This is a genomic window from Novosphingobium silvae, from assembly GCF_009856825.1.
Classification (GTDB): Bacteria; Pseudomonadota; Alphaproteobacteria; order Sphingomonadales; family Sphingomonadaceae; genus Novosphingobium; species Novosphingobium silvae.
Genome location: NZ_WVTD01000032.1, coordinates 1 through 26,140, shown reverse-complemented (window position 1 = coordinate 26,140; position 26,140 = coordinate 1). Strand labels below are relative to the sequence as shown.

The 26,140-nt window shown below is 60.1% G+C and carries 24 protein-coding genes and 1 pseudogene; 12 read left to right on the top strand and 13 right to left on the bottom strand.

What is annotated here, in order from left to right:
- Positions 1-94: 94 nt before the first annotated feature.
- Entirely contained in the window at positions 95-457 is a 363-nt protein-coding gene (locus tag GR702_RS20820) for a DUF4158 domain-containing protein (RefSeq protein WP_237449851.1), read from the bottom strand.
- A 132-nt stretch (positions 458-589) separates the two neighbouring features.
- On the opposite strand from GR702_RS20820, the gene GR702_RS20815 reads away from it, so the two are divergent.
- Entirely contained in the window at positions 590-1,609 is a 1,020-nt protein-coding gene (locus GR702_RS20815; RefSeq protein WP_202408409.1) for a tyrosine-type recombinase/integrase, read from the top strand.
- Between the two features lie 399 nt (positions 1,610-2,008).
- On the opposite strand, the gene GR702_RS22190 is transcribed toward GR702_RS20815, so the two are convergent.
- Positions 2,009-2,167, bottom strand: coding sequence for a DUF6771 family protein (locus GR702_RS22190; RefSeq protein ID WP_202408410.1), 159 nt, complete (start codon positions 2,165-2,167; stop codon positions 2,009-2,011).
- A gap of 149 nt (positions 2,168-2,316) precedes the next feature.
- Here GR702_RS22190 and GR702_RS22610 point away from each other — a divergent pair, with 149 nt between their 5' ends.
- The 3 genes from GR702_RS22610 (at position 2,317) to GR702_RS20805 (ending at position 4,237) form a co-directional block, all read left to right on the top strand.
- Entirely contained in the window at positions 2,317-2,451 is a 135-nt protein-coding gene (locus GR702_RS22610; protein ID WP_272916696.1) for a hypothetical protein, read from the top strand.
- Between the two features lie 284 nt (positions 2,452-2,735).
- The gene (locus GR702_RS20810) at positions 2,736-3,869 is read left to right on the top strand and encodes a Ros/MucR family transcriptional regulator (protein ID WP_160987475.1); all 1,134 of its coding nucleotides are present in this window, start codon (positions 2,736-2,738) and stop codon (positions 3,867-3,869) included.
- A gap of 92 nt (positions 3,870-3,961) precedes the next feature.
- Entirely contained in the window at positions 3,962-4,237 is a 276-nt protein-coding gene (locus GR702_RS20805; RefSeq protein WP_160987474.1) for an HU family DNA-binding protein, read from the top strand.
- Positions 4,238-5,290: 1,053 nt separating this feature from the next.
- Here GR702_RS20805 and GR702_RS20800 read toward each other — a convergent pair.
- The 4 genes from GR702_RS20800 to GR702_RS20785 form a co-directional block, all read right to left on the bottom strand.
- Entirely contained in the window at positions 5,291-6,595 is a 1,305-nt protein-coding gene (locus GR702_RS20800; RefSeq protein WP_160987473.1) for an nSTAND1 domain-containing NTPase, read from the bottom strand.
- 76 nt (positions 6,596-6,671) lie between these two features.
- Positions 6,672-7,304, bottom strand: a complete 633-nt coding sequence (locus GR702_RS20795; protein ID WP_160987472.1) for a hypothetical protein — start codon at positions 7,302-7,304, stop codon at positions 6,672-6,674.
- Positions 7,264-7,779, bottom strand: coding sequence for a sigma-70 family RNA polymerase sigma factor (locus GR702_RS20790; RefSeq protein ID WP_160987471.1), 516 nt, complete (start codon positions 7,777-7,779; stop codon positions 7,264-7,266). The genes GR702_RS20795 and GR702_RS20790 overlap by 41 nt, the downstream gene beginning before the upstream one ends.
- Positions 7,780-8,136: 357 nt before the next feature.
- Positions 8,137-8,304 (bottom strand): hypothetical protein, encoded by a 168-nt coding sequence (locus GR702_RS20785; RefSeq protein WP_160987470.1) that lies wholly within the window; start codon positions 8,302-8,304, stop codon positions 8,137-8,139.
- Between the two features lie 395 nt (positions 8,305-8,699).
- Here GR702_RS20785 and GR702_RS20780 point away from each other — a divergent pair, with 395 nt between their 5' ends.
- Positions 8,700-10,130, top strand: a complete 1,431-nt coding sequence (locus GR702_RS20780; protein WP_160987469.1) for a hypothetical protein — start codon at positions 8,700-8,702, stop codon at positions 10,128-10,130.
- A gap of 3 nt (positions 10,131-10,133) precedes the next feature.
- Here GR702_RS20780 and GR702_RS20775 read toward each other — a convergent pair whose 3' ends face one another.
- Positions 10,134-10,436, bottom strand: coding sequence for a protealysin inhibitor emfourin (locus GR702_RS20775; RefSeq protein WP_337192663.1), 303 nt, complete (start codon positions 10,434-10,436; stop codon positions 10,134-10,136).
- Positions 10,433-11,503, bottom strand: a complete 1,071-nt coding sequence (locus tag GR702_RS20770; protein ID WP_160987467.1) for a M4 family metallopeptidase — start codon at positions 11,501-11,503, stop codon at positions 10,433-10,435. Before GR702_RS20770 ends, GR702_RS20775 begins: the two co-directional genes overlap by 4 nt.
- A gap of 248 nt (positions 11,504-11,751) precedes the next feature.
- Here GR702_RS20770 and GR702_RS20765 point away from each other — a divergent pair, with 248 nt between their 5' ends.
- From GR702_RS20765 to GR702_RS20745, 5 genes and pseudogenes are all read left to right on the top strand, one after another.
- On the top strand, positions 11,752-12,498 hold the full coding sequence (locus GR702_RS20765) for a multiubiquitin domain-containing protein (protein ID WP_160987466.1): 747 nt from the start codon (positions 11,752-11,754) through the stop codon (positions 12,496-12,498).
- The gene (locus GR702_RS20760) at positions 12,498-12,881 is read left to right on the top strand and encodes an E2/UBC family protein (RefSeq protein WP_160987465.1); all 384 of its coding nucleotides are present in this window, start codon (positions 12,498-12,500) and stop codon (positions 12,879-12,881) included. Before GR702_RS20765 ends, GR702_RS20760 begins: the two co-directional genes overlap by 1 nt.
- Complete coding sequence (locus GR702_RS20755) at positions 12,878-14,221, top strand: HesA/MoeB/ThiF family protein (RefSeq protein WP_160987464.1); 1,344 nt, start codon at positions 12,878-12,880, stop codon at positions 14,219-14,221. The genes GR702_RS20760 and GR702_RS20755 overlap by 4 nt, the downstream gene beginning before the upstream one ends.
- On the top strand, positions 14,218-14,754 hold the full coding sequence (locus tag GR702_RS20750; RefSeq protein ID WP_160987463.1) for a ubiquitination-like system serine protease family protein: 537 nt from the start codon (positions 14,218-14,220) through the stop codon (positions 14,752-14,754). The genes GR702_RS20755 and GR702_RS20750 overlap by 4 nt, the downstream gene beginning before the upstream one ends.
- A 529-nt stretch (positions 14,755-15,283) precedes the next feature.
- A pseudogene (locus GR702_RS20745) lies at positions 15,284-16,151 on the top strand (transposase).
- 110 nt (positions 16,152-16,261) lie between these two features.
- On the opposite strand, the gene GR702_RS20740 reads toward GR702_RS20745, so the two are convergent.
- Both GR702_RS20740 and GR702_RS20735 read right to left on the bottom strand, forming a co-directional pair.
- Positions 16,262-16,879: a DUF1826 domain-containing protein gene (locus GR702_RS20740; RefSeq protein ID WP_160987462.1), complete on the bottom strand. Its 618-nt coding sequence runs from the start codon at positions 16,877-16,879 to the stop codon at positions 16,262-16,264.
- Positions 16,876-18,123, bottom strand: a complete 1,248-nt coding sequence (locus tag GR702_RS20735) for a GTP-binding protein (protein ID WP_160987461.1) — start codon at positions 18,121-18,123, stop codon at positions 16,876-16,878. Before GR702_RS20735 ends, GR702_RS20740 begins: the two co-directional genes overlap by 4 nt.
- Before the next feature lie 128 nt (positions 18,124-18,251).
- On the opposite strand from GR702_RS20735, the gene GR702_RS20730 reads away from it, so the two are divergent.
- Positions 18,252-20,297: a TonB-dependent siderophore receptor gene (locus GR702_RS20730; protein ID WP_160987460.1), complete on the top strand. Its 2,046-nt coding sequence runs from the start codon at positions 18,252-18,254 to the stop codon at positions 20,295-20,297.
- Positions 20,298-20,966: 669 nt separating this feature from the next.
- On the opposite strand, the gene GR702_RS20725 is transcribed toward GR702_RS20730, so the two are convergent.
- Positions 20,967-23,345, bottom strand: coding sequence for a membrane-bound PQQ-dependent dehydrogenase, glucose/quinate/shikimate family (locus tag GR702_RS20725; RefSeq protein ID WP_160987459.1), 2,379 nt, complete (start codon positions 23,343-23,345; stop codon positions 20,967-20,969).
- A 109-nt stretch (positions 23,346-23,454) separates the two neighbouring features.
- Between GR702_RS20725 and GR702_RS20720 the strand changes: the two genes are divergently transcribed.
- Positions 23,455-23,967, top strand: coding sequence for a TetR/AcrR family transcriptional regulator (locus tag GR702_RS20720; RefSeq protein ID WP_160987458.1), 513 nt, complete (start codon positions 23,455-23,457; stop codon positions 23,965-23,967).
- Between the two features lie 165 nt (positions 23,968-24,132).
- Here GR702_RS20720 and GR702_RS20715 read toward each other — a convergent pair whose 3' ends face one another.
- Together GR702_RS20715 and GR702_RS20710 are read right to left on the bottom strand one after the other, a co-directional pair.
- Positions 24,133-24,438 carry an antibiotic biosynthesis monooxygenase gene (locus GR702_RS20715; RefSeq protein WP_160987457.1) on the bottom strand — a complete coding sequence of 102 codons (306 nt, stop codon included), beginning with the start codon at positions 24,436-24,438 and terminating at the stop codon, positions 24,133-24,135.
- A 93-nt stretch (positions 24,439-24,531) separates the two neighbouring features.
- Positions 24,532-25,722, bottom strand: coding sequence for an LLM class flavin-dependent oxidoreductase (locus GR702_RS20710; protein WP_160987476.1), 1,191 nt, complete (start codon positions 25,720-25,722; stop codon positions 24,532-24,534).
- Positions 25,723-26,140: the final 418 nt, after the last annotated feature.

The window sequence follows — 26,140 nt, the reverse complement described above, 5'->3', positions numbered from 1 at the left end:
CCCTCCCACCCCTTTCAGTTTCGAAACTGGTTTCGAAATCACCACTCATCACCACCTCGCAAATGCAAGGCTCAACACCTACCAAATCGCGAAATCATGAGAATGTGGGGGATTTTGACCGCTTACGGTAATCAGCGGCAATTGAGCTGTGGTCGGTTCGCGTTTGCGGACGTTGGCCATAGGCACCGTATGTGCCCGGAGCGACGCCAAGCTGCGCAGACAGGTAGTTGAGTATAGCATCGGGGATGTCCGAGTTCGTGCGCAGCCCAAACCCAGGATGCCGCAGTAAGGCAAGGTGAGCAGCAATACCGAGCCGATTAACGGGGCCTCGTCGCTTTCCGATGATATCCAGGTCTTCGACCGTCAGCGTGTAGTTCCTGATGATCGAGAAGTGGTCGGTTCTTGGTAGGAATAGCCGCTCGCGCTCTTCCCGCGTCAGTAAATTGCGCCGCGCCATGTTGTACCCCGCCTGAGTCGGAATGACCCCCCAATCGGTCAGGCTAGACCCGCGCAATGGGGCAGGCATGCAAAAAGGTTATTGCAGAGTTTCAGAGACATCTCCGGCTTAGCGTTGTCTGGCGAACGAACCTTGAGGTGCCCCCAACAACGCCGCATCACCGTGCCGGCCCGGTCCGAAGACGTTGCGGACTATCTCAAGAGCCGAGGGGGGCAGGGGGCTCGTCCCGCATCGCTGGCGCGCTACAAGGCCTCGATCGCGCGGCTCCATCAGTTGCTGGGCCTGATCGACCCGACAACGGCCCCGCTGGTCAAGCTGACGCTGGCAGCGATCCGCAAGGAGAAGGGGGTGGCCCAGCGCCAGGCGGCGCCGCTGCGCTTCAAGGGTGCTGTCTCGGACATCGAACGCGACCCGGCGCGCGGCCTCAATCTGCGCGCACTGCTGGAAAGCTGTGCCGAGGATCTCGTCGGCCTGCGCGATCGCGCTCTCCTCAGTCTGGCTTACGATACAGGGCTCCGGGCCAGCGAGCTGGTGGCCGTAAAGGTTGGCCACATCCTCCCCGCCACCGATCCCGATGCGCGGTTGCTCTCCATTCCACGCAGCAAGAGCGACAGCGAAGGGGAGGGGGCGACCGCTTTCCTCAGCCCTCGCACCGTGCGTGCGGTGAAAGCCTGGATGGAAGCGGGGAGGATCAGCGAGGGCGCGGTTTTCCGGCGGGTCTTTGTGCGCCGTTACAAGGGGAGGGCCCGTGTACCCGGCCGAGACCTGAGGACGCTTTCCGGGCGCGAAGCGTATGATTGGCGCAAGGCCTTGCCCAAGCCTGCCGTGCCGGCGCGTACGGAATACAGCATCGGCGATGCCGCGCTTCATCCTGGCTCGATCGGGCCGATATGGCGCGCGATCATCCGGCGAGCTTTTGAAAAGGGGGCCTTGCCGGATCTGACGCGCGATGATCTCGATCACTGGCTGAAGCGCATCAGTGGACATTCCACCCGTGTCGGCCTCAATCAGGATCTCTTCGCGAGCGGTGAGGATCTCGCGGGCATCATGGACGCGCTGCGCTGGAAAAGCCCACGCATGCCCCTCGCCTACAATCGCAACCTCGCCGCAGAAAATGGCGCGGCCGGAAGGCTGATGAAGAAGCTGGGTTGAGCGCTTCGCGAAACCGCGCGCCCGCACCGAACCCAGCCCCTCGTTTCAGGCTTGGGTCCGCGTGGGTGCGACAGAACCGCTGGGCCGTGCGCGCGTCAGGTGTTCCGTTTTCTGGCCATCGGCATGTCTCTTCGCAGCGTATGCGCCCGCTGCCGCAGCGATTATCGTGAGCGGGCTCAGCCGGCGTAGCAGGATTGGCACTGCGGCCCCCAAAAGTGCTCCGCCCGTTCCATTGAGGCCTCGCACATGCTTAGAGGCCTGGCTTCCGGCGACCGCTCCAATAATTTTGCCAATCATGCTATTGTCTCCTTCGGCTCCATCAAAGACGTACCGGAAGAATGGTTCCGCCGGCAGCCTGGCGCGCCATGCGATCGGAAGGAGAGGCCCCTTATGGGCCAATCAGGCTGGAAGTTGTTTCTGAGTATCCTGGAGCGCTGCGGCAATCATCGCCGCGAGTGTCTCTTCGGCGCGAGCGCGAATGGCGCTGTCCCTGGACTCCAGATCATGGCGGACCCACTGCGGTGCGCGTTCGATCACGGCGAGGATCGTTGAGGTCATTGCGGCATTCATGGCGCGCCTATGAAGGACGGGTACGCGATGTGTCCAGCCGGTATGGGCCGTGTCTGCGCCTTGTGCGGCGCGGCGGCCTTGTGGATAAGATGGTGGATAGGTGGCGTAGAACCGGCGGAAATCCAGGGGATTGCTCGATGATCATCGGCATCGGCGGCCCGCCCAAATCCGTCGACTGCCGGGCAAAGGGGCTACGCAAGAAAAAAGCCGACCCGAAGGCCGGCTTGAGAAGTTTTTGGGAGAGGATGCCTGAAAGGCAGGACTGCCTATGACGCCGCTCCGGGATTCGCACAATTGCACGTAATGCACCCACGATCGCCTTTCCTGCATGCAGAAACGGCAAGTGCTTTCGTTCGTTTTGGGTTCGCCAAGCCAGGCGTGTTCGCGAGCGAGTTCGACAATATCCCCGTCAATCACACGTTATTGTAAGGCGATCTATCCGCGCATCATGGCCTTCTTGGGCACTTTCGCACTTGCAACGGGTTCATTCGGGCGTGACAAGCAAACAGTCGCAATTAGTTGAACCTGCTCGACAGTCCCTGGAGTAGCACTTGTAATGGCCGAACCTGAAAATCCTGCCGATGTCACGGCATTGACGGTGCAATTGCTGAGCGCATACCTCACCAATAACACCGTCGCCTCGGAGAACCTCGCCGAGCTCATCCGCACGACACGCGCAGCGCTGACACAGGATGCCTCTGAGGTGGTGGCGGCGGAAGAACCGGAAGTGCACACGCCGGCCGTTTCGGTGCGCAAGAGCCTGTCGTCGCCCGAGTATCTCATCAGCCTCATCGATGGTAAGCGCTACAAAACCCTGAAGCGCCATTTGGCCGGTCACGGCCTGACGCCCGATACCTATCGCGAGCGGTATGGTCTGCCTGCCAGCTACCCGATGGTCGCGCCTGCCTTTGCCGACATGCGTCGTGAGATAGCCGGACGGATTGGCCTTGGTCGCCGCCGTCAGGCGGACGCCGCCCCGGTGCCAGCGCAACCCGCAGCGAAGTCCCCTGACGATGCGGTAAACGGGTCCGATCCTGCGAACGTTCCTGTCGTTGCCCCAGCAGCTCCCGCGAAGCGGACCAAGAGCACGAAGCCCGCTTCTCCAAAGGCTGCGCCTGCGAGAAGGAGGGCGGCGACCGCGCCGAAGTCAGCCACCCCGTCAAAGGCGCCTGCCGCTGAGGTGCTAATTGCCGCACCGGCGGAAGCTGCCAAACCCGATGCGCTGACCGTTGAGAAGAAGGTGGCCAAGCCGCGCAAGGCGAAGCCCGCAGCGGCTACGGAGGTGCTGTCCGAAGATACCGCAGCGCCGCTCGCCCCCGCGAACGCAGACACTTCTTCGGCTACGGCCGGCGAGGCGAAGCCGAAGAAAGCGCCGGTCAAGCTGCCCCCGCGGAACGCGGCAAAGTCGACTGACGCCAAGAAGGCCTCTTCCGACCCGATCGAGGCCCTCGCGCCGGGTGCCGACGTCGCAAGCGAAGTGCCTGCCAAGGTAGCGCCGAAGCGCCGCGGCAAGCTGGGTCTTTTCGGGAAAGGGCAGGGGGCTGATGCAGGCACATCCGCTGACACGCCAGCATTTGCCGAGATTGCCGCGCCTTCTTCGGATCCGACCAAGAGTGGCAAGTCCGCGAAGGTGACGAAGCCCAAGCGGATGGCGCGAACCCCGAAGGCGCCTGACACCGAGACCGATTGAGGTATTCGCCTGACTGGCGAGCTATTTGAACGTGACGGGGGCGGCCTGTCCTGTAATGGGCGCCGCCCACCCCAAGAACGCAGGAGAAACGTATGAACAACAATGATCTGGCGGAGGCCATCGCAGCCGATGCGGGCCTCACCAAGGCAGACGCGCGCAAGATTGTCGATGCGGTCTTCACCGCGATCGCTGATGCTGCTGCCAATGGCGACGAGATTTCGTTGAATGGCTTTGGCAAGTTCAAGGTCAAGGACACGCCGGAGCGCGAGGGCCGTAATCCGAGGACCGGCGGTGCTATGACGATCAAGGCTGCACGCAAGCTTGCCTTTACCCCCGCGAAGGGCATCAAGGATAAGCTGAACGGCTGATTTTGACGAGGCGGCGCGTCATGCCTGGCGCGCCGTTTTGCAGGTCGATGAACGCGGCTAATACGCACGGTGGCTTGTCAGAGTCGTTTAGGACGGTCTCAAGTAGCGACGATTTTCCTTCAAACGGACACACCAGTAATGGCCGGGGCTGGGACTTTCGGCCTGTCGGCTTTGGAGAGGGCGCCCTGGGTAAGCCGACCTTCGCTGCGGGGCTGCCCCACGTCGGCTCAACGGCTCGCCCTGGGACCTTCGCGACGGTCGGCTTCAGAGAAAGCGTTGTAGGAAAGCGGCCACTCAAGCCGTTCGACCGAGATCACGGGAAACCAATGAGCGGGCATTCTACTTAAGACCGGGGCGGGGACCTAGTGCCCAGTCCGGTTTGGAGCGCCTTGCTTGTTGCGCGACAGCCGTAAATCCCGGGCGATCTCCTTGATAGGCTTCCCGTTCCGGTGCTCCCGACGGATCCTCGTAATCTTCTCCACAACCAACATCCCCGTACCCACCGTTCGGAACCCAAACGGGGGCGCCTCTCATGATGAGATGAAGGGGGTCAATTTTGCACGGCGCTCCACACTTATCGGCTTTCCTGCGCGGCCGGTTACCGATGCCCGACTGGAGGATATCGGCACGCGCAATGCCTATGCCCACGTCAACGCCGCATAGGCCTGGGCGACGAACACGCCGTTTCCATAGGGCAAGTCGATGACAGGGCACCTGGGCACCTGACATGAACCCGACTCTGCCGTAGATCGACGGTTCGTACACCACCCTGCGGGACACGACCTCACCGGGCCCGATCAGGCCGGCGATATAGGCCGGGTACATTCACCGTCGCGTCTTGTTGCCCAAGGCTTCCAGATATGGCGCAAGCTATGGTTCAAGATCCGCCCGCCACGCCTCTTCCATCGCCAACCTCCTCATGAATCACGCAATTGCCGCCATGGGAATCCCGAAAATTCAACTTTTGCCAAAGTAGTGCTAAATGGCCGACGCCAAATTCCGGTGCGAGCTGCGCTTTGCTCTGAGACTTCGAGAATCATTCGGCCCAAGCAGCTAATTTGACATGTCGTCGAACAACCGGCCCTGCTCGGGAAAACGCAGAAATCCCTTTGCGTCTTCTGAGACCATTCCGTCCGTGATACCTTTCATCAGGACGTACGGAAGCATTGCTGGGTCCCTAAAGCGGTAACGGTAGCTACGTTCCTGACCCATCCTCTGTAGAATGGCGGATCGCTTGTCAGTGGTGAATTCGGCGAGATGATTGCGATACTGGGCGATCGTCATGGATCGGCCGCGTATCTTCTCAAACGGGCCAAGCACCGCAGCGGGCGTAAAATATCCTGTGTCGTCGGCGGATGAGAGCGCACAGGCAAGCAGGATTTCCTTGAAGAGGCTCCCTGGCTGATTGCTGTGAATGGCTTTTTCATACACGGTTCGTAGCGATTCAAAGGAGCCGTGCAGGACCTCCTCGATCCCGACGTCCACGTCTTCCTCACAAATCCGACGACGCAGGTTCGTGACCGCGCGGCTAGCAGCATGCTTGCCCAGCCGATGCACATATGTGGGGAGACCGCGCGAAAGAATGATGATTTTCCAGCGCGCGTCAGGCTCGATCGTCAGGCCAAGCGTGGCAAGCCTCTTATCGATGATCTCGCTGAGCTCATCGTTCGACATGCGCGGCATCGGCACCTCTTCGGTGCATCGCTCGATGGATGCATGTCCCGCAAACAACTGTGCCACACTGTCGCCGACCCCCACGATCACGATAGTTGCCGCGACACCATCATCGGAAAGGGCTTTCATCGTGTTTGCGAGAAGTCCCGCGGTTCGGCCGTCATCGCGGATCTCGTTGAATTCGTCGATCACGAAGATCGGAATGTCGTTAGCCGAAAAATTTCTCATCTCGCGCACGATGTCGTCAGGTTCCAGGTCGCGACCTGCGTAGACCTCGGAAAGAGTTTTCGTGACCTCGCGACCGTTCTCGTTCTGGTGTACCCGCAGCTCCTTGAAGAAACGAAGCCAGATCGTCTCGAACGTGTCCGCCGCGATACAGGCCTTGCGAGCGTGAAGAACATGTTGCCGCCCTGCCGGTACGATCAGCGCGAGAATTTGCGACAATGACGTCTTTCCGACCCCGCGCTCGCCATAGATGAACGCATGCCGGCCCGGCTCCGCGACGGCTTCGAGCAGCTGATTGATCTGACGCCTGCGACCGGCGAAAAGATCGGCAAGCCTGATGGGGGTCGAGGGCGTGAAGAGCTGTGCGATCTCGAAAAGAAGAGGAGATATGTCCTCACTGTTCAGCTTTCGCGGATTGGACGGGCGATAGTTCATTGCGAACACATAGCCTTTCACCACCTACTTAGATAGTTTCCTCTGATACTAAGACCTTTTTGGGGTGAAGTAAGAGCGGCGTGATTGGGATCGCCAATCCTCATCCCTGCGCCCCCCCTACAAGCTCCAGTTCATCGATCACCGCCTGATCGGTGTCGGCTGCGTTTAGCGCCGCTTCCAAGCGTTCTTTCGGCAAATCCATCGGCATGAACGCCGCGGCCAACGCAGGACTTGGTGGCCCTGCGAGCGCTGCAAGGACCGCTTCCCTGGAAACTCCGAGCAGCCCGGCAATCTTCCTGGGCAAGATTTCGCCGACGCTCGATGGGTCAATCACCCCGGCGTCGAGCTTGCGGGCGACGATGACGCTGAAGCGGCAGCGATCCGCTATATCCTGCAGCGTCCTGCCGACCGCCCCCGCCAAGGCGGCCAGCGTGGCGGGTTGGGTCCGTGCCGCCAGCCTTGCCGCGAATTCGCCTCTGGCATTCACAAGTGCGATCTCGCTGGTGGATCCTGTTTCGACCGGCTCCGGCAGATGCACTTCCTCAGCCCAGCTGGCGGCAAACTCCAGGAGCATTGCGCGATATTCCGGAAAGCGCCGCGAGGTGGCGCTGATCGCATCGGCGGTCGGTGCGCCGAATTCAGCGAGCATGCCGTCGAGTATGTCTTCGAGGCGACCTTTCTCGCTCATCGTTTCATCCTTCTTTCGATTTGAGCAGCCCTTGCGCTTTGGCAAGGCGCTTGCGCACTGCCCGGGGCGTTATTTTGTAGAACTCTGAAAGTGTCGGCTCGGCGCCGGATTTTGTGTCGGAGGATTCATCTCCGACCCGCCAGCCCTCATAGAATCGCAAGATAACGAGTTCGCGAAGCGGATGCGGCAATCGTGCCAGCGCATCGCTCAGTATCGCTCGATCCTCCGGAGAGAGTTCGCTCGAGGCGAGCTCCTGAGCAGACGCAGCGCCCTCCTCGTCCTCGACGGCAAGGTCCGCGCTGAGAAGCATCCTGGCCCTTGCGCGGAGCCAATCCCGGCGCGCCGTTACGATCCTGCGGCGCAGATAGAGCCAGAAGCGCGATTGCAGAAAGTCGCCGCTGTCATCCTCTGCCAGCAGCAGGCGGATAATATCGCCCAAGACCTCCGATTGCAGATCCTCGCGTTCAGCCTCGTCGTTGGCTCTGAACGCCTTTGCGAATGCAGGCCTGCAGCGCTTCATGAGGCACTCGAAAAGGTCCTCGGCCAGAACCCTTTCGCCCGAGACTACCGCGCGGCGAATGAAAAATATCAGGGCCTCGGTAGAATATCGGCCCGGCAGGTCATCGTCAGGCGATGAGAACGCTTCCGCCAGCCGCCGACGATCTGCGTGCCACAGCTCCTGAATATCCCGTTCTGTCCGGGGCGTCCGTGTGTACCCGTTCCGGGTAAGAGGAGGAATCTCGACCGGCGGGTCGGCTCCTGGCAGTCCTTTTGCTGGATCAGATACTCGCATGGCTTTTTGGTCGATTCTGCAGTTCCTCAGAGCCTAGTCGCCCCTCAGTTGCAAACCGGAACCGGATTTTTGAAGCGATGGCGATTATTTTCGGCCGGTCAGTTCCAGCGAGGTGTCGCGCGACGCCTTCTCCCAGCGGGTGACGCGCACGAGATCGTGCGCCGTCTTTTTCGACAGCGACAGACGCAGTTTCACAGTCTCGGCCTGCGCAGTCTTGCGCGGCGTGCGAGTAGCAGTGTCGTCCTTGGTCATGGCCGTCATTCCCAGCGAGGTGTACCGCCTGCAACGCTTTTGCGCCACAGTTGGTGCTTTAGCCTATCATTTAAAATTTCAACGAGCAATCGGGGCCCTTTAAAGCATGTCAATAACATTTCCAGTGTCATCTTCAGGTCTGTGTTAATCATGAAACGCACAGGAAAGCGTATCTTCAAAGCAGCGCCGCGATTGCATTTTATCGGAAAGTTGTGAAGGTATCCCTAAATCAGGGCTTGAGCGGATCAAATTTTACAGTGTGGAATCGCGTTGCGACGGCTGAGCGCTGGTCCAGATGCTCACCGCCATTCTCCTTCTATCATGGGCTGATCCATCGTTACTGGGCCGGGGGGCCAAGCGAGGAATCCGGCGCGCCGATCCACCGGATCTGCACTTTGGTACGCAAGATGGGCGCGCGCTCGATTGTGGTCGAGGACGTCCTCGAACGGAGCGATATCCTTGAGGAGCTGGGCCACCTTGAAGCGTCCAGCGACCTTACCGGCGGTGATGTCACCGCCTGCGCGGTCACGTTTCTACGATGCGGCGTGCGCCGGGACCGCGATGCGAACCGGATTGAGTCCAATGCCGTGATCGGGCAGGTCACGATCATCACCTTCCCCACTGCGGAGGGAAAGCGCAGCTACGTTTTCGAGGCGATCTTGCGTCTGCCCGGCAGTCAGTATGGCACCGAGCCGCTGTTGAACAATCACGTACCGATCAGTTCCGAACTCGCGCTCAGCTTCATGGGGGTGACGCACACGATACCCTCTTCCTATTTTTGCCAGCAGAACGGTCTCACCAGCATTTGTCCACACAGTGCGGTCAGAACGCTGATCCGCACCATGACGTCCCGCAGCGTCTCGGTGCCGCAGCTCAATGAATCGTGGCGATATGATCCGCGCACCCGCAAGGTGACGACGGTCCAGGTCGGTCACGCCTTACGTGAGTTCGGGGATTTGCGGGCAATTCCCTACGATCCGGGAAAATCTTGGAAGCCTAATCTGTCCGAGGGCTGGGAGCTTCCTGCGCTGCTGGCGGATTCCGGCTCAGCAAGCCTGCTTGTGCTGTCCGACGGGCACACCGACCATGTCATCCCCGTCCTTGGACATACGATCAACTCGGATGAGTGGCATCCGATCGGGACGCAGCTTCACAAGAAAGGCCAGACGACCGTCTCCTCGAGCAGTTTATGGACCGATCATCTGGTCATGCACGACGACATGCTCGGCCCGTATTTCTGCCTTTCCAAGGCAGGACTGCTCCCGGCCAAGGATGCTCCGCTCAAACCCAGGCTTGCTATCGCGATCCTTCCCGAAGGGGTGAAGGTGTCGCCGACCCAAGCCGAGGATTTCGCAAGACAGATCCTGGGACTGCTCATCCGCGAGATTGCACCCACCGGCTTTGGCCAGGGCCGCTGGTGGAAGCATTTATCGGAATTGCGTGAGCGACAGGTCTTTCGCACGACGCTGATCACCCGTGACGAATATATCGCGACGCTGCCCGACACCACCCATACAGGCCAAGCCAAGGAAGTCCTCGCGCAAAAGCTGCCCGAGACAATGTGGATGTCCGAGATATCGGTTCCCAACCTCTTCATAGGAAATCGATCGAAGCTGGGAGAGGTCCTGGTCAGGGCTGATCAGTTTCCGCCCGATACCGGAGCGGACCCGCTGGCTGTTCTCAACTCGTTGGCGGGCTTTCGTCTACCGTCCATCATAAGCTGGCCCGTTGGAATCGACGGCGACCTCAGCTTCGAGATGATGAGATGGCCGGAGCGAGAACACCGGCCAATCTACGCTCCGAAACATCATCGCAACTGGTGGTGACACCTAGTCGGCCTGGAAAGGGATGGGCTTAAGCAGCGGACGCAATATCCGTAGGACACGGTCCAGCTCCTTGGGCGCAGCGGTCTCATCGAACCGGGCGCGGGTGACCTTGCCGCCCTTCTCGAACTTGAACTCGAGCACTGCGGCATCCCGGACCCGCCCGACTTGCCCCATGCCGGCGCTGAGAAGCGCCTGCACGGCGTCATCGAGTTCGGCCGCCACATCAGCCGGCAAACTGGAACTGTCCACCAGGCAACGCAAGGTCAGATTTGCCCATCCGCCTGATTGTGTCAGTTCGACCCTCATGGCCTCACGTCAGGTTGGACCCCAACGGCTCGCCATGCATTCGAGACAGCCAGTCCGGCTTCCTCACCGAATTTCTGCCGGGCGACCGAAGCGGTGGCAAGCGCTGCCTGCTGAAAGCTCGCTCTCCGGTTTAGTACGTTCGTGAAAGCCTCGAACCATATTCTCGCGGATCGGTCCCATACGTTACCGCCAAGCGCCTGTGCGACGAGGTAGAAGGCATGGTTGGGAATACCGGAGTTTATGTGCACACCGCCCCTGTCCTTGTCGGTGAAGACATAGTCCCTCATGTGTTTTGGCTGAGGGTCGGTGGAAAGGTTCGGATGGTCCTTGAACGCCGGCCTGGCCTCGAACGTCCGGATCGCTTCGACATCGGCCAGGGCCGGGCCCAAGAGTTCAGCGCCAAGCGACCAGCGGGCCTCGGCCACGCTCGTTCCATTGGTATACTGCTCGACCGAGATGCCCATCACGTCACAGAAGCTCTCGTTGAGGGCACCGGTCTCGCCCTCATAATCGAGGTCAGAAGAGAAGCTCAGCACACCGTGGCTCATTTCATGGGCGGCGACCGCCAGTGACCGTGTGAACGGAAGGAAAAGGTTTCCATCTCCGGCACCGTAGACAATACGCTCGCCGTCCCAGAACGCATTTCCAACCTGGAAGCCGAAATTCACGCTCGAAACGATCGGAAAACCTCCGCCGTCAAGCGAATCCAGCCCCATCACGGAGCGATAGAACTCGTACGTGCGTCCGGCATTCTCGAAGGCTTCGTCGACCTCATCCTGTAAGACTGCGGACTGATATTCGGTGCGGCGCAGCGTTCCTGGGAGCGGCATCGATCGGCCTTCCATATCGTAGACCACGCGGCTGCGACCCTGCCCGGGCGCTACAGAGCGGCCCAGCAGCTGCGAGGGATTGACCAGCCGGGTCGCTCGCGCAGTGGTGGTCGCCTCCAGCGTCGCGAAGGCGACCTTGCGAACCCTCGCATCCTCGCTGTCCGCCAGGGATTCGACAAGGTAGGGCGGAATGAAGCCGCAGATGCAGCATCGGTCTTCGTGACGGTGATCGGGCATTTCAATCTTCCATTGCTTCTCGGTGATCTAATCGCCGTCCTGCCCGATTTACGGAACTGGAAAATTTTCGCGCGCCGGTGGGATAAGAACGCGGCGCTCGATGCGCGACCTCTGCCGGACGGATCGGGCCACCAGCAGGTGAGGGGCTCCGGAAATTTTCCGCGCGCCGGTTCCGGTTCGGTGAGGTCGTCCCGATTGGTGTTGTAAGGCCACCGCATCTTCGCGTCGGTCGCGACAAGGATTGATTTATGTCTCATATGACAAACGCCGCCGATATCGACGATGTATGCGATGCCGTGCGCGAAGAAAGGGCGCTGCGGGGCGGTAAATATCGCGTGGGCCTGGCGGTCGACAGCGTCGATTTCAGCCCGCTGATCCTGGATGACCCGGTTCCGCTCGGTCGTCAGGTCCTCTATGCTGCGAATATTCGCGATCTGGATCGCTACTCCTTGTTCGTGGTCAGCGAAGGGGGGGATTTCGAGGATGTACGGCCCGACGAAGCCGTCGATCTGCGCGAACGCAAGGCCTATCGCTTCATCGCGTTCTCCGGCGATCCGCTCTATCGGTTCACCCTCAACGGTCGAAGGATCGTCTGGGGAATGCCCACTGTCTCGGAGGAAGCCCTGCGTGCACTGAGCGGAATCGGAGCAGAACAGGCTGTGTTCCTCGAAATCCGCGGCGGTACCGATCGCTTGATCAGGCCGGGATCGCAGGTCGATTTGACGGAACCGGGTGTCGAGGCCTTCATCACGGCCGCACTTGCCCAGAATTTCCCGTTCTTCGTGAACGACAAGCGCTACACGACCGACAAGCGCATCCTGACCGGCGCCGAGATCAAGGCATTCGTTCCCGGCTGGGATTCGACGCATGACCTCGTGCTTGAAGGCCACGGCAGCGAGCCGGATCAGCTCGTGTCCGACGAAGAACGCGTCAGGATCGACATCGAACACGGGGTGCGCCGTTTCTCCTCGGTTCCCAAGGCGAACTTCGGCTGATGTCCGGTGCGATCGACATGCAGCTCGAACAGCTGCAGGAGCGTTTTGTCGAGGCCGATATCCAGCGGCTGGCAAGTGGGACCCGGCTCGTTACCGTGCCGAAAGTCATCTTGCCGGTTGGCTGGTCGCAGCCCTCGACCGTCATTCGCTTTCTCATCCCGCCGGGTTATCCTTACGCGCAGCTGGACTGCTTCTGGGCCGACTGCGGGCTGCGGCTTGCCGGCGGGGGCCTGCCGCAAAACTCCCAGGCCATGGCGATTCCCGAGGCGGACATCATGGGGTGGTGGTTTTCTTGGCACCTCAACGGTGCCTGGGATGCCAATCGCGACACGCTGTCGTCGTGGATGAACGTAATCCTCGAAAGACTGAAGGAGGCGAGATGAGCGGACTTCGTTTTGCATCGCCGGGTTATCGGCAACTGGCCGAGCAACTGCTTGACGCGGATGGACTTGAGAGCTGCGCTATCGGTTACGCCCGATACGAATCCTCGTGTGGGTCCTGGCTTGTCGCTGACGTCCAGGTGCTCTTGGAAGACGCGTATGAGAGCAGGGGGCCGGTTTCCGCGACGCTGAAGACGGCAGTTCTTGTAGAGGTCGCGAACCGAAGCCGGGTGTCGGGTATGGCCGCTGTTTTCATCCATACCCATCCAAGAGACGAAAGCTGTCCATGCTTCTCGAAAATCGATGATCGTGGTGAAGCGGAAATAGCGCAATTCATGGAGCGCCGAGGCGCACAGCTGCCTCACCTGGCTATGGTGATCGGTCCCCACGGAACCCGGGCACGGCACCTTGGAAGCGGTGAACCCGTGGACATCTGGGAAGTCGGCGAAACCCTGTCGCTACGTTCTCCCCTGGCGCCAGACGTGAATGAGCAGAGCATGGATCGCCAGATCCGCGCGTTTGGAGACACTGGTCAGCAATTGCTCCGGCGTCTCCATTATGGCGTGGTCGGTGTCGGCGGAACGGGCTCGCTGATCTGCCAGCAGCTGGCTCACCTGGGGGTCGATACAGTTACATTGATCGATCCCGATCTCGTCGAGACCACCAATCTGAACCGCGTGGTCGGAACGATTCCATCGGACGTCGGAGCCCCAAAGGTGGAGGTCGCGGCAAGAATGATGCGGGCTATCAGGCCCTCGATGACCATCGTCGCACTCTGCGCCGACGTCGTTGACGTTGGAAACATGGCATCCCTCACTGCATGCGACTTTATCTTGCTGTGCACGGATTCGCATGCCAGTCGTGCGCTGGTAAACCAGGTCGCGTACCAGTTCTTCATCCCGGTAATCGACATGGGAGTGAGCATCACGACGGCGCAAGGCGATGTCACCCACATCACCGGTCGAGTGCAGATGCTTTCGCCCGGTCTGGCTTGTCTCACCTGCACACGAGCACTCGATGGAGACCAGATCCGGCAGGAACTGATGACGCCGGAACAACGGATGGCCGATCGCTATGTCATCGGCGAGCGTGTTCCGCAGCCAGCAGTCATATCCATCAATTCTACCGTCTCATCGCTCGCGATCACCATGCTCCTTGGCGCGGTAACTCCCGTGCCTGCAAAACCGCGCTTCCAGCGGTATGACGGAATTCGCGGTGAGGTCCGCACATTGGCATCAAACCCGGTTCACGATTGCATCGCGTGCTCCCGGCATGGGGCATTAGGGCGTGGGCAAAATTGGGATCTTCCCGTGCGCCAGCCCTATCACGGAAACAGGTCATGACCCAGCTGCCTGCGAGAAGAACCCAGTTCGTCGGCGACGCTCAATACAGGGGCGATGCAGAAGCATTACTGAGGCGTCCGGGCGATTATGCTCTTGTGCACCGAGGATTGCTGCGCTCCGTTGTGATGGCATGCCCGGACGGATGTGGGGAGACCGTTGTGATCAACCTCGATCCGCGTGCAGGCAAGGCATGGCGCCTGGACAGACGCGGCGAGGGCCCGACCCTTTATCCCTCGGTTTGGAAGGAGCATGGTTGCAAGGCTCACTTTGTCGTCTGGAGAGGCTTCATCGTTTGGTGCGAGCGGTTCGAAAAGGGCAACGTGCTTCCGCCGTACGATCAGGCTCTCGAAGTGCTCGTGCTTGCAGCCTTGAGTGACAATGCGTCGGTCACGGCCGAGGAAGTCGCCCTAAGGATCGATGAGCTCGTCTACGATGTCGATCGGGCGGCTCGAACGCTTGCCCACAAGGGGCTGGCCAAGATCCATAGATATGGCAACGAGGTGAAGTTTGCGCGTCGGGAATACTCCGGGTAAAAGCGGCATCCGCGGATGATGGATCTTCCCTAATGGCGGCCAAGCGCAGTGTTTCAGCCGACATTGTCAGCAAGCGTTCGCAAATTGAGCGCAGTCGTCTCAATTGAGGCCTGCGCGGGATGGAATGCGGGTAGGCGAGAGTGCTGTACTTGGTCAGGCAGGGGCATCCCGAGTCAAGGCCTCGCACAAGAAAGAGTGAGGTAGTCCCGTGAACCGCTCTCGGGTTTTCCAGAGTCAGTTTGGTTTGAGTCAGGTGACCATATCGAGGGTTTCGAGGGGCGCATATACCGAACCAACACCCGTTGTCAGACAGCGCGTGAATGGCCGCTATCTTCAGATTGGGTTCTGGATACGGAAAGCCCGTCGCCGGCCCGGCGTGCGCGCTCCGACAGGAAAAGCGGAACGTCCCTACCTGGGAATGCGAAATCGGCGGCTGAATGTCTTGGAAGGGTCGATAGTGTTGAAAAACTCCGGCTTGAAGTAGTCTTCGGGGTCTGATTCACTGTTCTTGCGGGAGGGAGGCAGGCCGATGATGGGCGAGCGGACGGTGGCGCAGGAGGCGCTGTTTTACAGCTTCAACCTGGAGCGGCACGTACCGGCAGGTCATCTGCTGCGATCGATTGACAGGTTCGTGGATCTGTCCGGCATCCGCGAGCATTTGCAGCCCTATTACAGGGAGACAGGTCGTCCTTTGACCCGGAACTGATGATCCGGATGCTGCTCATCGGCTACTGCATGGGGATCCGCTCGGAACGCCGGTTGTGCGACGAGGTACTCCTCACCCTAGCCTATCGCTGGTTTTGCAGATTGGGACTGGAAGGCGATGTGCCTAAACACTCGACGTTTTCCAAGTACCGCCATGGCCGGTTCCGCGACAGCGATCTGCTGCGAAAGCTGTTCGAGACGACGGTGGAGCGCTGCATGGCAGAGGGACTTGTCGGCGGTGATCCGCCTTCCGCTTCGAGCATAAGCGCGATGTCTATGTCTGCCCCGGGGAAAAGGATCTGAAGCGGCAGCATCGCAACTTCGCAACAGCGCGCTCCGGCGTCGATCAGGATGGCTTCATGCGATATCGCGCGGCCAAAGCCGATTGTGACGCTTGCGTGCTTAAGCCGGACTGCTGCCCGGGCCAGCCCGTCCGCAAAATCCTGCGTTCAGTCCATGAAGGCGTTCGCGATCTAGCCCGCGATCTGGCGCTGACCGAAGCCTATGTCACTTCACGTCGGGAACGAAAGAAGGTCGAGATGCTGTTCGCGCATCTCAAGCGCATACTGAAGCTGGACCGGTTGCGCCTGCGTGGACCAAATGGAGCAAAAGACGAGTTCCTCCTCGCCGCTACCGCTCAGAACCTTCGCAAGATGGCCAAGCTTCTGCCGATGAAGGCTCAACTAGTATAGGGTTGAAGGCCAAAACGTCATTCAGCCCATTCCCGCTTCAATCCCAGCACCTAGCGAAGATCGACTTCTTCAACACTATCGGTCGGCACCGAACCTATGCATCTGCGCGATCAGTTTTCCGCAAAAGCCGTCGGCGAGGCCAGATCTAGCACGAGGAGGAGGCGCGAGACGCCGGTCCCTGCAATTGGCGGCGAGCGATGGAGAATTGCTGGGGTTTCGGCCCAGATGCGTCCCTTGAACAAGCCGACGGCTCCCGCGCGCAGGTGGCGGACCTGGCTGTCGGGCGCTGCGTCTACCTCGATCCACTCGGTGCCCGGCTCGGTGAATGGCATCAGCAGGCGCGCCTTGACGTTGTCCATGTGGAATTTGCGGCAGGCGTCGGTCTCGACGATCTCAAGCCGCATTCGGATGGATTCGACTTCCATGATCTGGGCGTAGAGGCAGGCGAGGGTGCCGATCTCCTGGCTCAATGCGGTATGCGCCCCATCGGGATAGCCCGCTTCGAGCAGAATACCGGGAAGGCAAAATGCCAGGCTTTCCACTGCCAAGGTCTTCTGCACATCGTCGATCTCGTCGAAATCGAGGCTGTCGAGCCAGTCGAGGGCACGCGGGCGGCGCCGCTGCCACAAGGCGAGTTGGACATGCCTTTCATGGATGCGCTCGAGCACCGCCGAGTCCTCGTCGGCGATCCACGCGGCGCCGGTGCGTTCGAGTGCCGCGATGCTCACTGTGTCGCCTCCAGCGCCTGCTCGCCCCAGGCGGGGAACGGATCGTGCAAATCCTGCCACTGAGCGGGGGCAAAGGTGTCGACAGGCAGGAGGCATGCATCCAGCCGGGTACGAATTCGATCCTCGTCCATTCCGATGCCGATGAAGACGAGTTCCTGCCGCCGATCGCCCCATGGCGCTGCCCAGTGCGCAGCGACGAAGCCCTCGAAGCGGTCGTCTTCCGGCCACTGGTGCTTGGGTATGCTTGCCCACCAGCGACCCATGCGCGAAGTGATGGTCTGCGATCCGGCGACGGCCAGTTCGCCTACCCAGTCGGGCCGGGTCGCCAGCCAGAAGTGACCCTTGGCACGCACCACTGCGTCAAGGCCGTCTGTGGTCAGGAAAGCGTGGAACTTGGCTGGATCGAACGGGCGGCGGGCGCGGTAGACGAAGCTCTCGATGCCGTATTCTTCGGTCTCGGGCGTGTGGCTGGCATAGCCGTAGAGTTCCTTGGCCCACAGCGGATGCTGCGCCGCCTTTTCCTCGTCGAAAGTGCCGGTGGCGAGAATCTGCGCAAGCGGCACCCTGCCGTGGTCGCAGGTGATGATAGTCGCATCGGCATTCAGGCTGGCAACCAGCTTTTTTACGACCGTGAGGTGCTCCGGCTCGACAGATGACGTCTTGTTGACGATTACCACGTTGGCGAACTCGATCTGCTCGACCAGCAGGCCGACAAGGCTGCGCGAGTCCTCTTCGCCCAGTGCCTCGCCGCGATCGGCCAGGAAGTCCTGGCTGGAGTAGTCCTTCAGCAGATTGATCGCATCGACGACGGTGACCATCGTGTCGAGCCGCGCCACATCGCCCAGGCAATGCCCTGCTTCGTCACGGAAAGAGAAGGTGCTGGCGACGGGCAGAGGCTCGGAAATGCCAGTGCTCTCGATGACGAGATAGTCGAAGCGGCCCGCTTCGGCCAGTGCGCGAACTTCCTGCAGCAAATCATCTCGTAGGGTGCAGCAGATGCAGCCGTTAGTCATTTCCACCAGCGCTTCCTCGGAGCGGGACAGCGCCGCCTCGCCGCCACGCACCAGATCGGCATCGATGTTCACTTCCGACATGTCGTTCACGATCACCGCCACGCGCAGGCCCTCGCGATTGGCGAGGATGTGGTTGAGCAGCGTGGTCTTGCCCGCACCCAGAAAGCCCGAGAGCACGGTGACGGGCAGGCGGCCATCGATAGCCGGGACGATGTTCTGTTGGAAGGTCATGGTCGGCCTCTTGTGAATTTATAGAGATGATATACCATAACATTTGAAATTTGAAAACGGGGGTGATTTTGATCCGATTGCATTTGACGGCGGCCCTGCTGGGCGCGCCTTTGTTTGCCGTGCCTGCCTTGGCTGAAACCGAAGACCAGACATCCGCCCATCGCGGTGAGATTACGGTTACTGCCATCCGCGAGGATGACAGTTACGCGCCCAAGAAGGCGACGGTCGCGGGGAAGGCGCCTGCCGACATTCTGGAAATCCCGCAATCGGTGAGCGTGGTGACGCGCGAGCAGATAGAGGATCGCAACTTCTTCACGATCGGCGAGGCGTTGCAGCAGGTAACCGGAATCACCGTGATGCCGTTCGATGGCTCCAACCCGGACTATCGTGCGCGTGGCTTCGTGCTGGACTATGCCTACGACGGCGTCCCCTCGACTTTCTCGTCCGGCGTGCCCGAGTTTGATCTGGTGATCTACGAGCGCCTTGAAGTGCAGCGTGGACCGACGGGCCTGTTTCGGGGGTCGGGTTCGCCAGGCGGCACGATCAACCTCATACGCAAGCGCGGACAGGACAAGGTAGCGGTCTCCGGCGCCCTGTCGGCCGGTTCGTGGAACAACTATCGCGGCGAGTTCGACGTCGGCGGCCCGGTGGACGCAGCCGGGCGGCTGCGCGTGCGGGCGGTGGCCAGCCTGACCGATCGTGATTTCTTCCAGGCCAAGTCGCATGCCCGCAAGATGATCGCCTATGGCGCCTTGGATTACGACCTGACGCCCAGCACGACGATTGGCGCGTCGATCTCGTACCAGGACAACAAGGCCAACACCCCGATGAACGGGCAGCCGGCCTTCTCCAACCAGGGCTTCCTGAACTTTCCGCGCAGCTTCCAGCACCTGCCGGACTGGAACATCTTCACCGAGAAGACGGTGGAATATGCCGCCGAAGTGCAGCAGCGGGTGGGAGACTGGTCAATCGTGGTGCGCGCGCTGAAGCGTGACATCCCGCGCTCGTGGATGGACGCCTTCATCCAGCCCGGCACGGGCGTCGATCCTGCGACGCTTACCGCCACCTATGTGAACCGCCGCAGCGAGGGTGAGAACGGCAAGGAGGCGCTGGACGCCTACGCGACCGGCCCCTTCACTCTGTTCGGGCGCCAGCATGACCTGACCATCGGCTACAGCTTCGACAAGCGCACGACTGCGTTCCTGTCGCGATCCCAGACGGTGGCGGGGCGGTTCTCGATCTTCGATGCTGACGTCGTTCCGCGACCTGCCCGTGCCTTCACCTCGGGCAGCGAGACGGATCTGCGGCAATCGGGGCTCCACGCGCAGTTGCGCCTGCGTCCGCTGGAGCCGCTGACCATCGTGCTCGGTGGCCGGATCAGCGACTATACCAACCGCATCCGCGGCATCGCCCCGTCGCCTGTCACTGCGTTTCGCGTGACGTCGAAGGAGCGCGGACAGTTCACCCCCAGCGTCGGCGCGGTGCTGCACCTTGCCAAGAACGTCACGCTCTATGGCAGCTATGCCGACATCTTCAATCCGCAGACCGCGCTGCGCAAGGACGGCACCGTCCTCGATCCGCGTGTGGGGCAGCAGTATGAAGTCGGCCTCAAGGGGCGCTTCCTTGACGGCAGGCTCAATGCCTCAGCTGCCGTGTTTCGCAGCAAGGACAAGAACCGTCTGCTGGAAGACGTGACCGCGCCCGGGTTCTACGTCGCGGCAGGCGAAGTGAAGATCGAGGGGTTCGAGTTCGAAGCGACCGGCAGTCCGATTGCTGGGCTGGACCTGACGCTAGGCTATACCAACGTGAAAACGGAATATGCGGTGGCGCCTGCCAGCCAGCAGGGCGCCGTGTTCGACATCTTCACGCCGCGCCACCAGTTCAAGGCCTATGCGCGATACGAGCCTGAAGCGCTGGGCGGGGCGTTCGCTGCGATCGGCCTCAACGCACAAAGCGGCGTTGTCGGCGCCGGTGTTGCAGGGGTACGCGAGCAGGGCGCCTTCGCCATCGCCAATGCGCAGTTGGGCTTCCGCTTCAACGCGCACCTGCGTGCTTTCGTGATCGCGAACAACCTGTTCGACAAGGTCTATTATGTCCGCGTCGGCTCGATAAACACGTACAACAACTATGGCGAGCCGCGAAACGTTCTGCTCACGCTTCGCGCCAGCTACTGAGGCCATTCACCGCCTTGTCAGCCTCATATGCCTTGGGCGGACAACGCTCTGGCCGAGCAGGGAAGATACGAACGTGCTGCTTCCAGGGAGCACATAACGGAGGCTGAACGGCGACTACGCGTCGTTTGCAGAGACATTGGGTGATGGCGCTCCTATCTGGCAAAGGGCAGGACGCCGTAGCAAAAGAATTTCTCCATCCCTGCGATTTCCAACCTCAGCGTGCCTTCAACCAATGAGAAGCTTACTGTCCACAACTAGCTGGGCGCAAAGCATAAATTGCTGCGATCGCCGTGAGAGGTGCAGAAAGGGCATCATGAAAGGAGATGCCACCAATGGCTATTGGAAGCACGCTGCTATTGAGAGGCTTGAGGGCCGAGGTTGTATGATGCTCGACGGGAATACTATGAGTGCGTGCAATGCGCACATTGCATTGAATAGGCCGCAAAGCGGATTGCCGTGATTTCGTAGGATTCGATTATCGGGAATCGCCTGTAATCAAATCTTGAAATGTAGATCAAAAATTGATTAGATAATTTCAAATTATAATCTAAATTTATTAGTAATAAACAGAGTTTTGTTTTTCGTTGTGGTGACGGAAAATCGGTATCATTCGAACGAATTTAAGGCTGCCGTTCGCAGAAATTAACTGAGGTCGGCAGCCTTGCACGGTTAGGGCGCCTTCTTGGGCAGAGCGTATGCTATGATAAAGTCGCCGTGGTCCGGAGAGCCTCGTGACCCACCAGCAGTGACGATGACATATTGCCTCCCCGATTTCGGCGATGTGTAGGTCATAGGGGTCGATTGGGTGCCGACGGGTAGGCGCCCTTTCCACAATTCATCGCCGGTCTGAGTGTCGATCGCCCGCAAGTAGTAATCCTGCGTGCCAGAGTAAAATGTCAGACCTGAGGCCGTTGTCATCGGTCCACCGAGTGTCGGCATGCCCACCGGGATTGGGAGCGGCGATTTGACGCCGATTGGCAGAACGGAATCTTTGATAGTTCCCATAGGCCGCTGCCACACGATCTGACGGGTTTTCAGGTCAATCGCCGTCATGGTTCCCCATGGCGGTGAATTGCAAGGAATCCCAAGAACCGACATCAGCGACTGGTGCCGGGTGGCAAAAGCACCGTCCTGCTGCGGATACAAGCCGAGCGAGTCGGAAACTGAGGCCTCCTTAGGATCCACTTCGGCCTGCGGCACCAGAGTGACGACCTGCGGCATCCGAATGTCGTTGAGGATCATCAGATTGCGACTTTCATCGATGCTAACGCCGCCCCAGTTGAAGCCGCCATAATAGCCTGGATAAAACAGGGTTGGCTTGGTGGTGATGGGGGTGAAGGGACCTTCATACCGAACTTTGCGGAAGGCAATGCGACATGCGAGTTGGTCGAAGAAGGTGGCACCCCACATAGAAGCTTCGGTCAGGCCGCTGGACCCAATCTGCGGCATGCCAACCGAGTATGGCTGGGTGCGGGATGTTCTGTTACCTGGCTGCCCGCGCTGGGGCACTGGGAGTTCCTTCACAGGACTGATCGGTTTCCCGGTCCGCCTGTCGAGCATAAAGATCTGCGCAGTCTTGGTTGGTTGGATGAGCGCAGGAACGGTCTGGCCGTGCTCATCGAGCACATCGACAAGCGCAGGTTGGGAAGCGACATCGTAATCCCACAGATCATGATGAACAGTTTGGAATTTCCAACGTTCGCGTCCGGTGGCGATGTCGAGTGCGAGGATCGACGTCGAATATTCTTCGGTCGCCTTGCTACGGTTTTCCGACCAGAAATCATCGGAACCGCCGCCGAGTGGCAGGTAGATCATTCCCAGCTTGTCGTCGAATGCCGGCGTTGACCACATGTTGGGCGTGCTAGGCGCGAAATCCTTGCCGTCTGCCGGGGGCGTTGTTTCATTGGGACGCGATGCGTCAAACGCCCAAACCAGCTTTCCGCTCTTCACGTCGTAAGCCCGGATGACCCCCGACTGCATCTTCTCTGCGCGACCGTCCATCACGAAGGAGCCGACGATGACGAGGTTTCGTACGATAGTGGGAGCGGAGGTCTGGAAATAGAACGCAGGGTTACCGCCACCGACCTGTCGCTGCAAATCAACGACGCCGTTTTGGCCGAACGATTTGCATGCCTTTCCGGTTTCGGCGTCGAAGGCAAGCATCTTGGCGGAGACCGTGGTCATCACGATCTGTTTGCGGCATTCCGCCACAAAATTATGGGTCGTAGAGGCGGAGTTGGTCGCCTTGACCTGATCTGTCTCGTGGTATCCCAGTCCGCGGCATCGGCTATAGCTGGTTTCACGGATACCAGGGTCGAAACGCCATTGAACTTTTCCGCTATCGGCGTCCAAGGCCAGGACCTGGTTGCGCGGCGTGCAGGCGTACAGCCTGTTACCGATCTGAAGCGGCGTGTTCTGCGCTTCGACACCTGTCTTGCTCATATCGCCTGTCCGCATGGTCCAGGCTACCTTGAGGCTGGCGACGTTAGCAGGCGTAATCTGTTCCTCGGGCGCAAAGCGTGTGCCCGCAGGAGTTCGTCCGAAATACTGCCAGCGCGATTCGGTTTGGTTGTGGGCCGCCGGGCCAGCAGTTCTCTTCGGCGTGTCCGGTCGAATAACCCCGTGCGCCTGGAACATTGACGCAAACCCAACAATTATTCCGCCTAGGACCGCCAGCGCGCCGATGTTTGCAGCGCGGCGGCCTCGTCCGTCTGTAAGATGGGGCAGGATTGCGAGCAGCACCGCCGTCATAACGAGGAAAGGGCCGAGCCGAGGGACAAGGGGCCAGAATTCGAATCCGACTTCCCAGATCGACCAGATCACGGTTGCTAGCAAGACGCCGGCAAATACGATGGCGCCAGAGAGGTGTGATCGTGCGACTTGGATCCCGGCGACGGTCAGCCCGGCACCGGCCAGAAGATAGTACCACGACCCACCCAGCGCTGCGAGATAAGCCCCGCCGGCTGCAAGAATTGCACCCGTTAGCGCCAAGGCAGATCCCAACAATGAGAGATACCAAACCCGGGGAGACGTGCTTTGTTTTTTCATAGGGGAGGCTCCAGCGTTTCCACGGCTCGCCTTCGAGCGTGGCGTCGTCTATGCCGGGGCCTATACACCCGTAGAGGGCTCTAACAATACATCTGTATAGGATTTATGAATGCCGATGAGAACAGAGCGGCAACAAATGATCGCGGATGCTGCGGTACAGACGCTGGCCGAGAAGGGTGCGCGCGGACTGACGCACCGCGCGGTTGACCAGGCTGCTGGTCTGCCTGCCAGTTCCACCTCCTACTATTGCAAAACCAGGGAAGCATTGCTTGAGCTTGCGATGGACTCAGTGCTTGGCGCCGATTTTCAGGATGCGCAGGATTACCTTTTCGATGATGGTTCGGTAAATTTCGAAGCGTTGCTTTCGCACTTTTCCCGCCCGTCAAACCGTCAGAGAGGCCTAGCGCGCTTCGAACTGTTCCTGGAAGCTGCGCGTAATCCGCACTTTCGAAAGCTGCTCGCAGACTATCGAAGCATGCTCGTGACCCTCATTGCGGAGCGAATGACCCAAAATGGCGTGGGGGATGCGGAGCGCGCGACACAGCGGGGAATGGTGGATTTCGAGACCCGCCTGTTCCACATCCTCATCTTTCCCGATGAAGAAGCTGCTTCGGGCTCCTGACCTGCGTTCGCGGAGATCTTGCTCACTCATGCGCAGCAAGAGCAGATCGGATCATGGCGGTCAGATGGCCAGGCAGCGCGTGCTTGGCAAGTTCAGCCGCGAAAGACGGAGGCTGGGCGCGGCGATGCAGGCTGAATGAAAGGGAGTGCTTCCTCACCTTTCCATTCAGGCGGTAAGTGGCATTTCGGCGAGTTCACATACTTGCGGCTTGGCTGCAAGGAGGCGGGCAAAGGGTGCGAACAGACTTCCGTCGATCTGGCTCGATGCGCTGCGATAGCCCGCCGCGCTGCGCCAGCGCTCCATGAAAACCACCGTCTCGGCCGGTTTATGACCCACCAGCATGGTGCAACTCAGGCATTCGTCGATGTCCGCGAGCGAAGCGGCCAACGCGCGCAGAGCCGCGATGAGGTCGTCAGTCATACCTTCCTTGGGCTGCAGCTGGTACATTTTGACGAAGGGTTCTTCGATCAATCGAATTACCTGTTTCATGGATAATTGGTGGGGATTGAATGTCCGGACGGCGCCCGGTTGGGAGCGAGCGCCGTCCGAACGGTGCGGCCTAGCTCAGGCCTTGAGTGCGTCTTGAACGCCGGGCGCTACATGCTGAGCCCCCTTTTCAGCCACATGGGAATCGATTCGTGCGCTCACCGCCGACTTCATGGCGCCGGAGAACGTTGCATGATTGTCGCGCAGCCAGGCTTCAGAGGCCACGCGGTTGGCATTGAGGTTGTTGATCTTCGGAATGACGTATCGTGCGAAGAGTTCGTACGAGCGCTTGGTCTGGGCGAAATCGGCCCAGTTCACGCCCAGCTTGAGGAAACATCCAAAGCCGCCGGACTGATCGATGAGTCGCTCGAGCTGCTCGACGGCATCGTCAGGCGTGCCGACCACTGCGAAGCCCGAATCGATCATCATCTGGACGGGATCGACGCCGGCGGGTGCCAGCGGAAGGGCCGCCACATGACGGAAGTAGTCGATCCAGCGGTGGAAACCGTATTCGACGTTCGCGCGGGCTTGCTCGCGAGTTTCAGCAACATGAATCGGGCCGACCAACCGCCAGCGGGACCGGTCCACGGTCTGTCCGTGATCCTTGGCCAGATCTTCGGCGATCGCCCAGTTGGAGGCGAGGGCGTTGAAGCCGCCTGTCGTGGTAGCGCCGAGCGAGAGCATCCCAAGGCCGAACGTGCCCGCTGCGCGGGCGCCAGTGGGGGAAACCTGATTGGCGACCGCTATATCGACACCGTTTTCATCGTAAGGAGCGAGCTGAAGGCGCGCGTCGCGCATCTCGAACCAGTCGGTCTTGCAGGTGACGGTCTCGCCCTTGAGCAGGCGGACCATCGGTCCGATCGCTTCGTCGAGCATGTCGCGCACCTTCGCGGTATCGATGCCCAGCATATGGGCGTCCGACGGAAGGGAGCCCGGACCCATGCCGAACATTACACGGCCCTTCGTCAGATACTCGAGCTGGCGGATACGGTCGGCAAGCATGAAGGGGTGATGATAGGGAACCGATGAAACCCCGGTGCCAAGGCGGATGCGCGATGTGCGCTGAGCTGCCGTAGCGATTGCGAGTTCGGGGCTCGAGTTGATCTCCCAGCCACCACTGTGGTGCTCGCCGAACCAGACCTCGTCGTAGCCCAGCTTTTCCATCCACTCGACCAGCTCGAAGTCACGCTCCAGCGCCAGACCGGGATTTTCGTCAGGGGTGTGGAAAGGCGTGATGAACGCACCAAACCGAATTCTGCCTCTCGCCATGATATCTTCTCTCCTCGCGCTGATACGCGCTTGATGACCCTTATCACCGACCAGGCGTGCGGCGGTGTGGAGCCAATAGCGATATGCCCCCGGATCGCCTGCGTAACCCAGTAGTTGATTATGGGGTGCATATGAAAACCCTATGCAGCCGTATAGGTTATGGTTGGATGCCGACGTCGGAGCATTTTGGGTCATCATATGGGTTTGCTATGGCAGGCAGACGCAAACCTTAGTTTGACGAAACCGCGGTCGGTTGCACCACTACTTCCAGAACGACCCGTACATCGGGCATAACAGCGCGTTGACGAAGTCGGTGTGATCTGATTCAGCCTGGATACGGAAAGAAGGCGGTCAGCGACGATGGCGATGCGACGTGATGGTGATGTGCAGGCGGATCTGATCGTGTCGTGGTCAGATA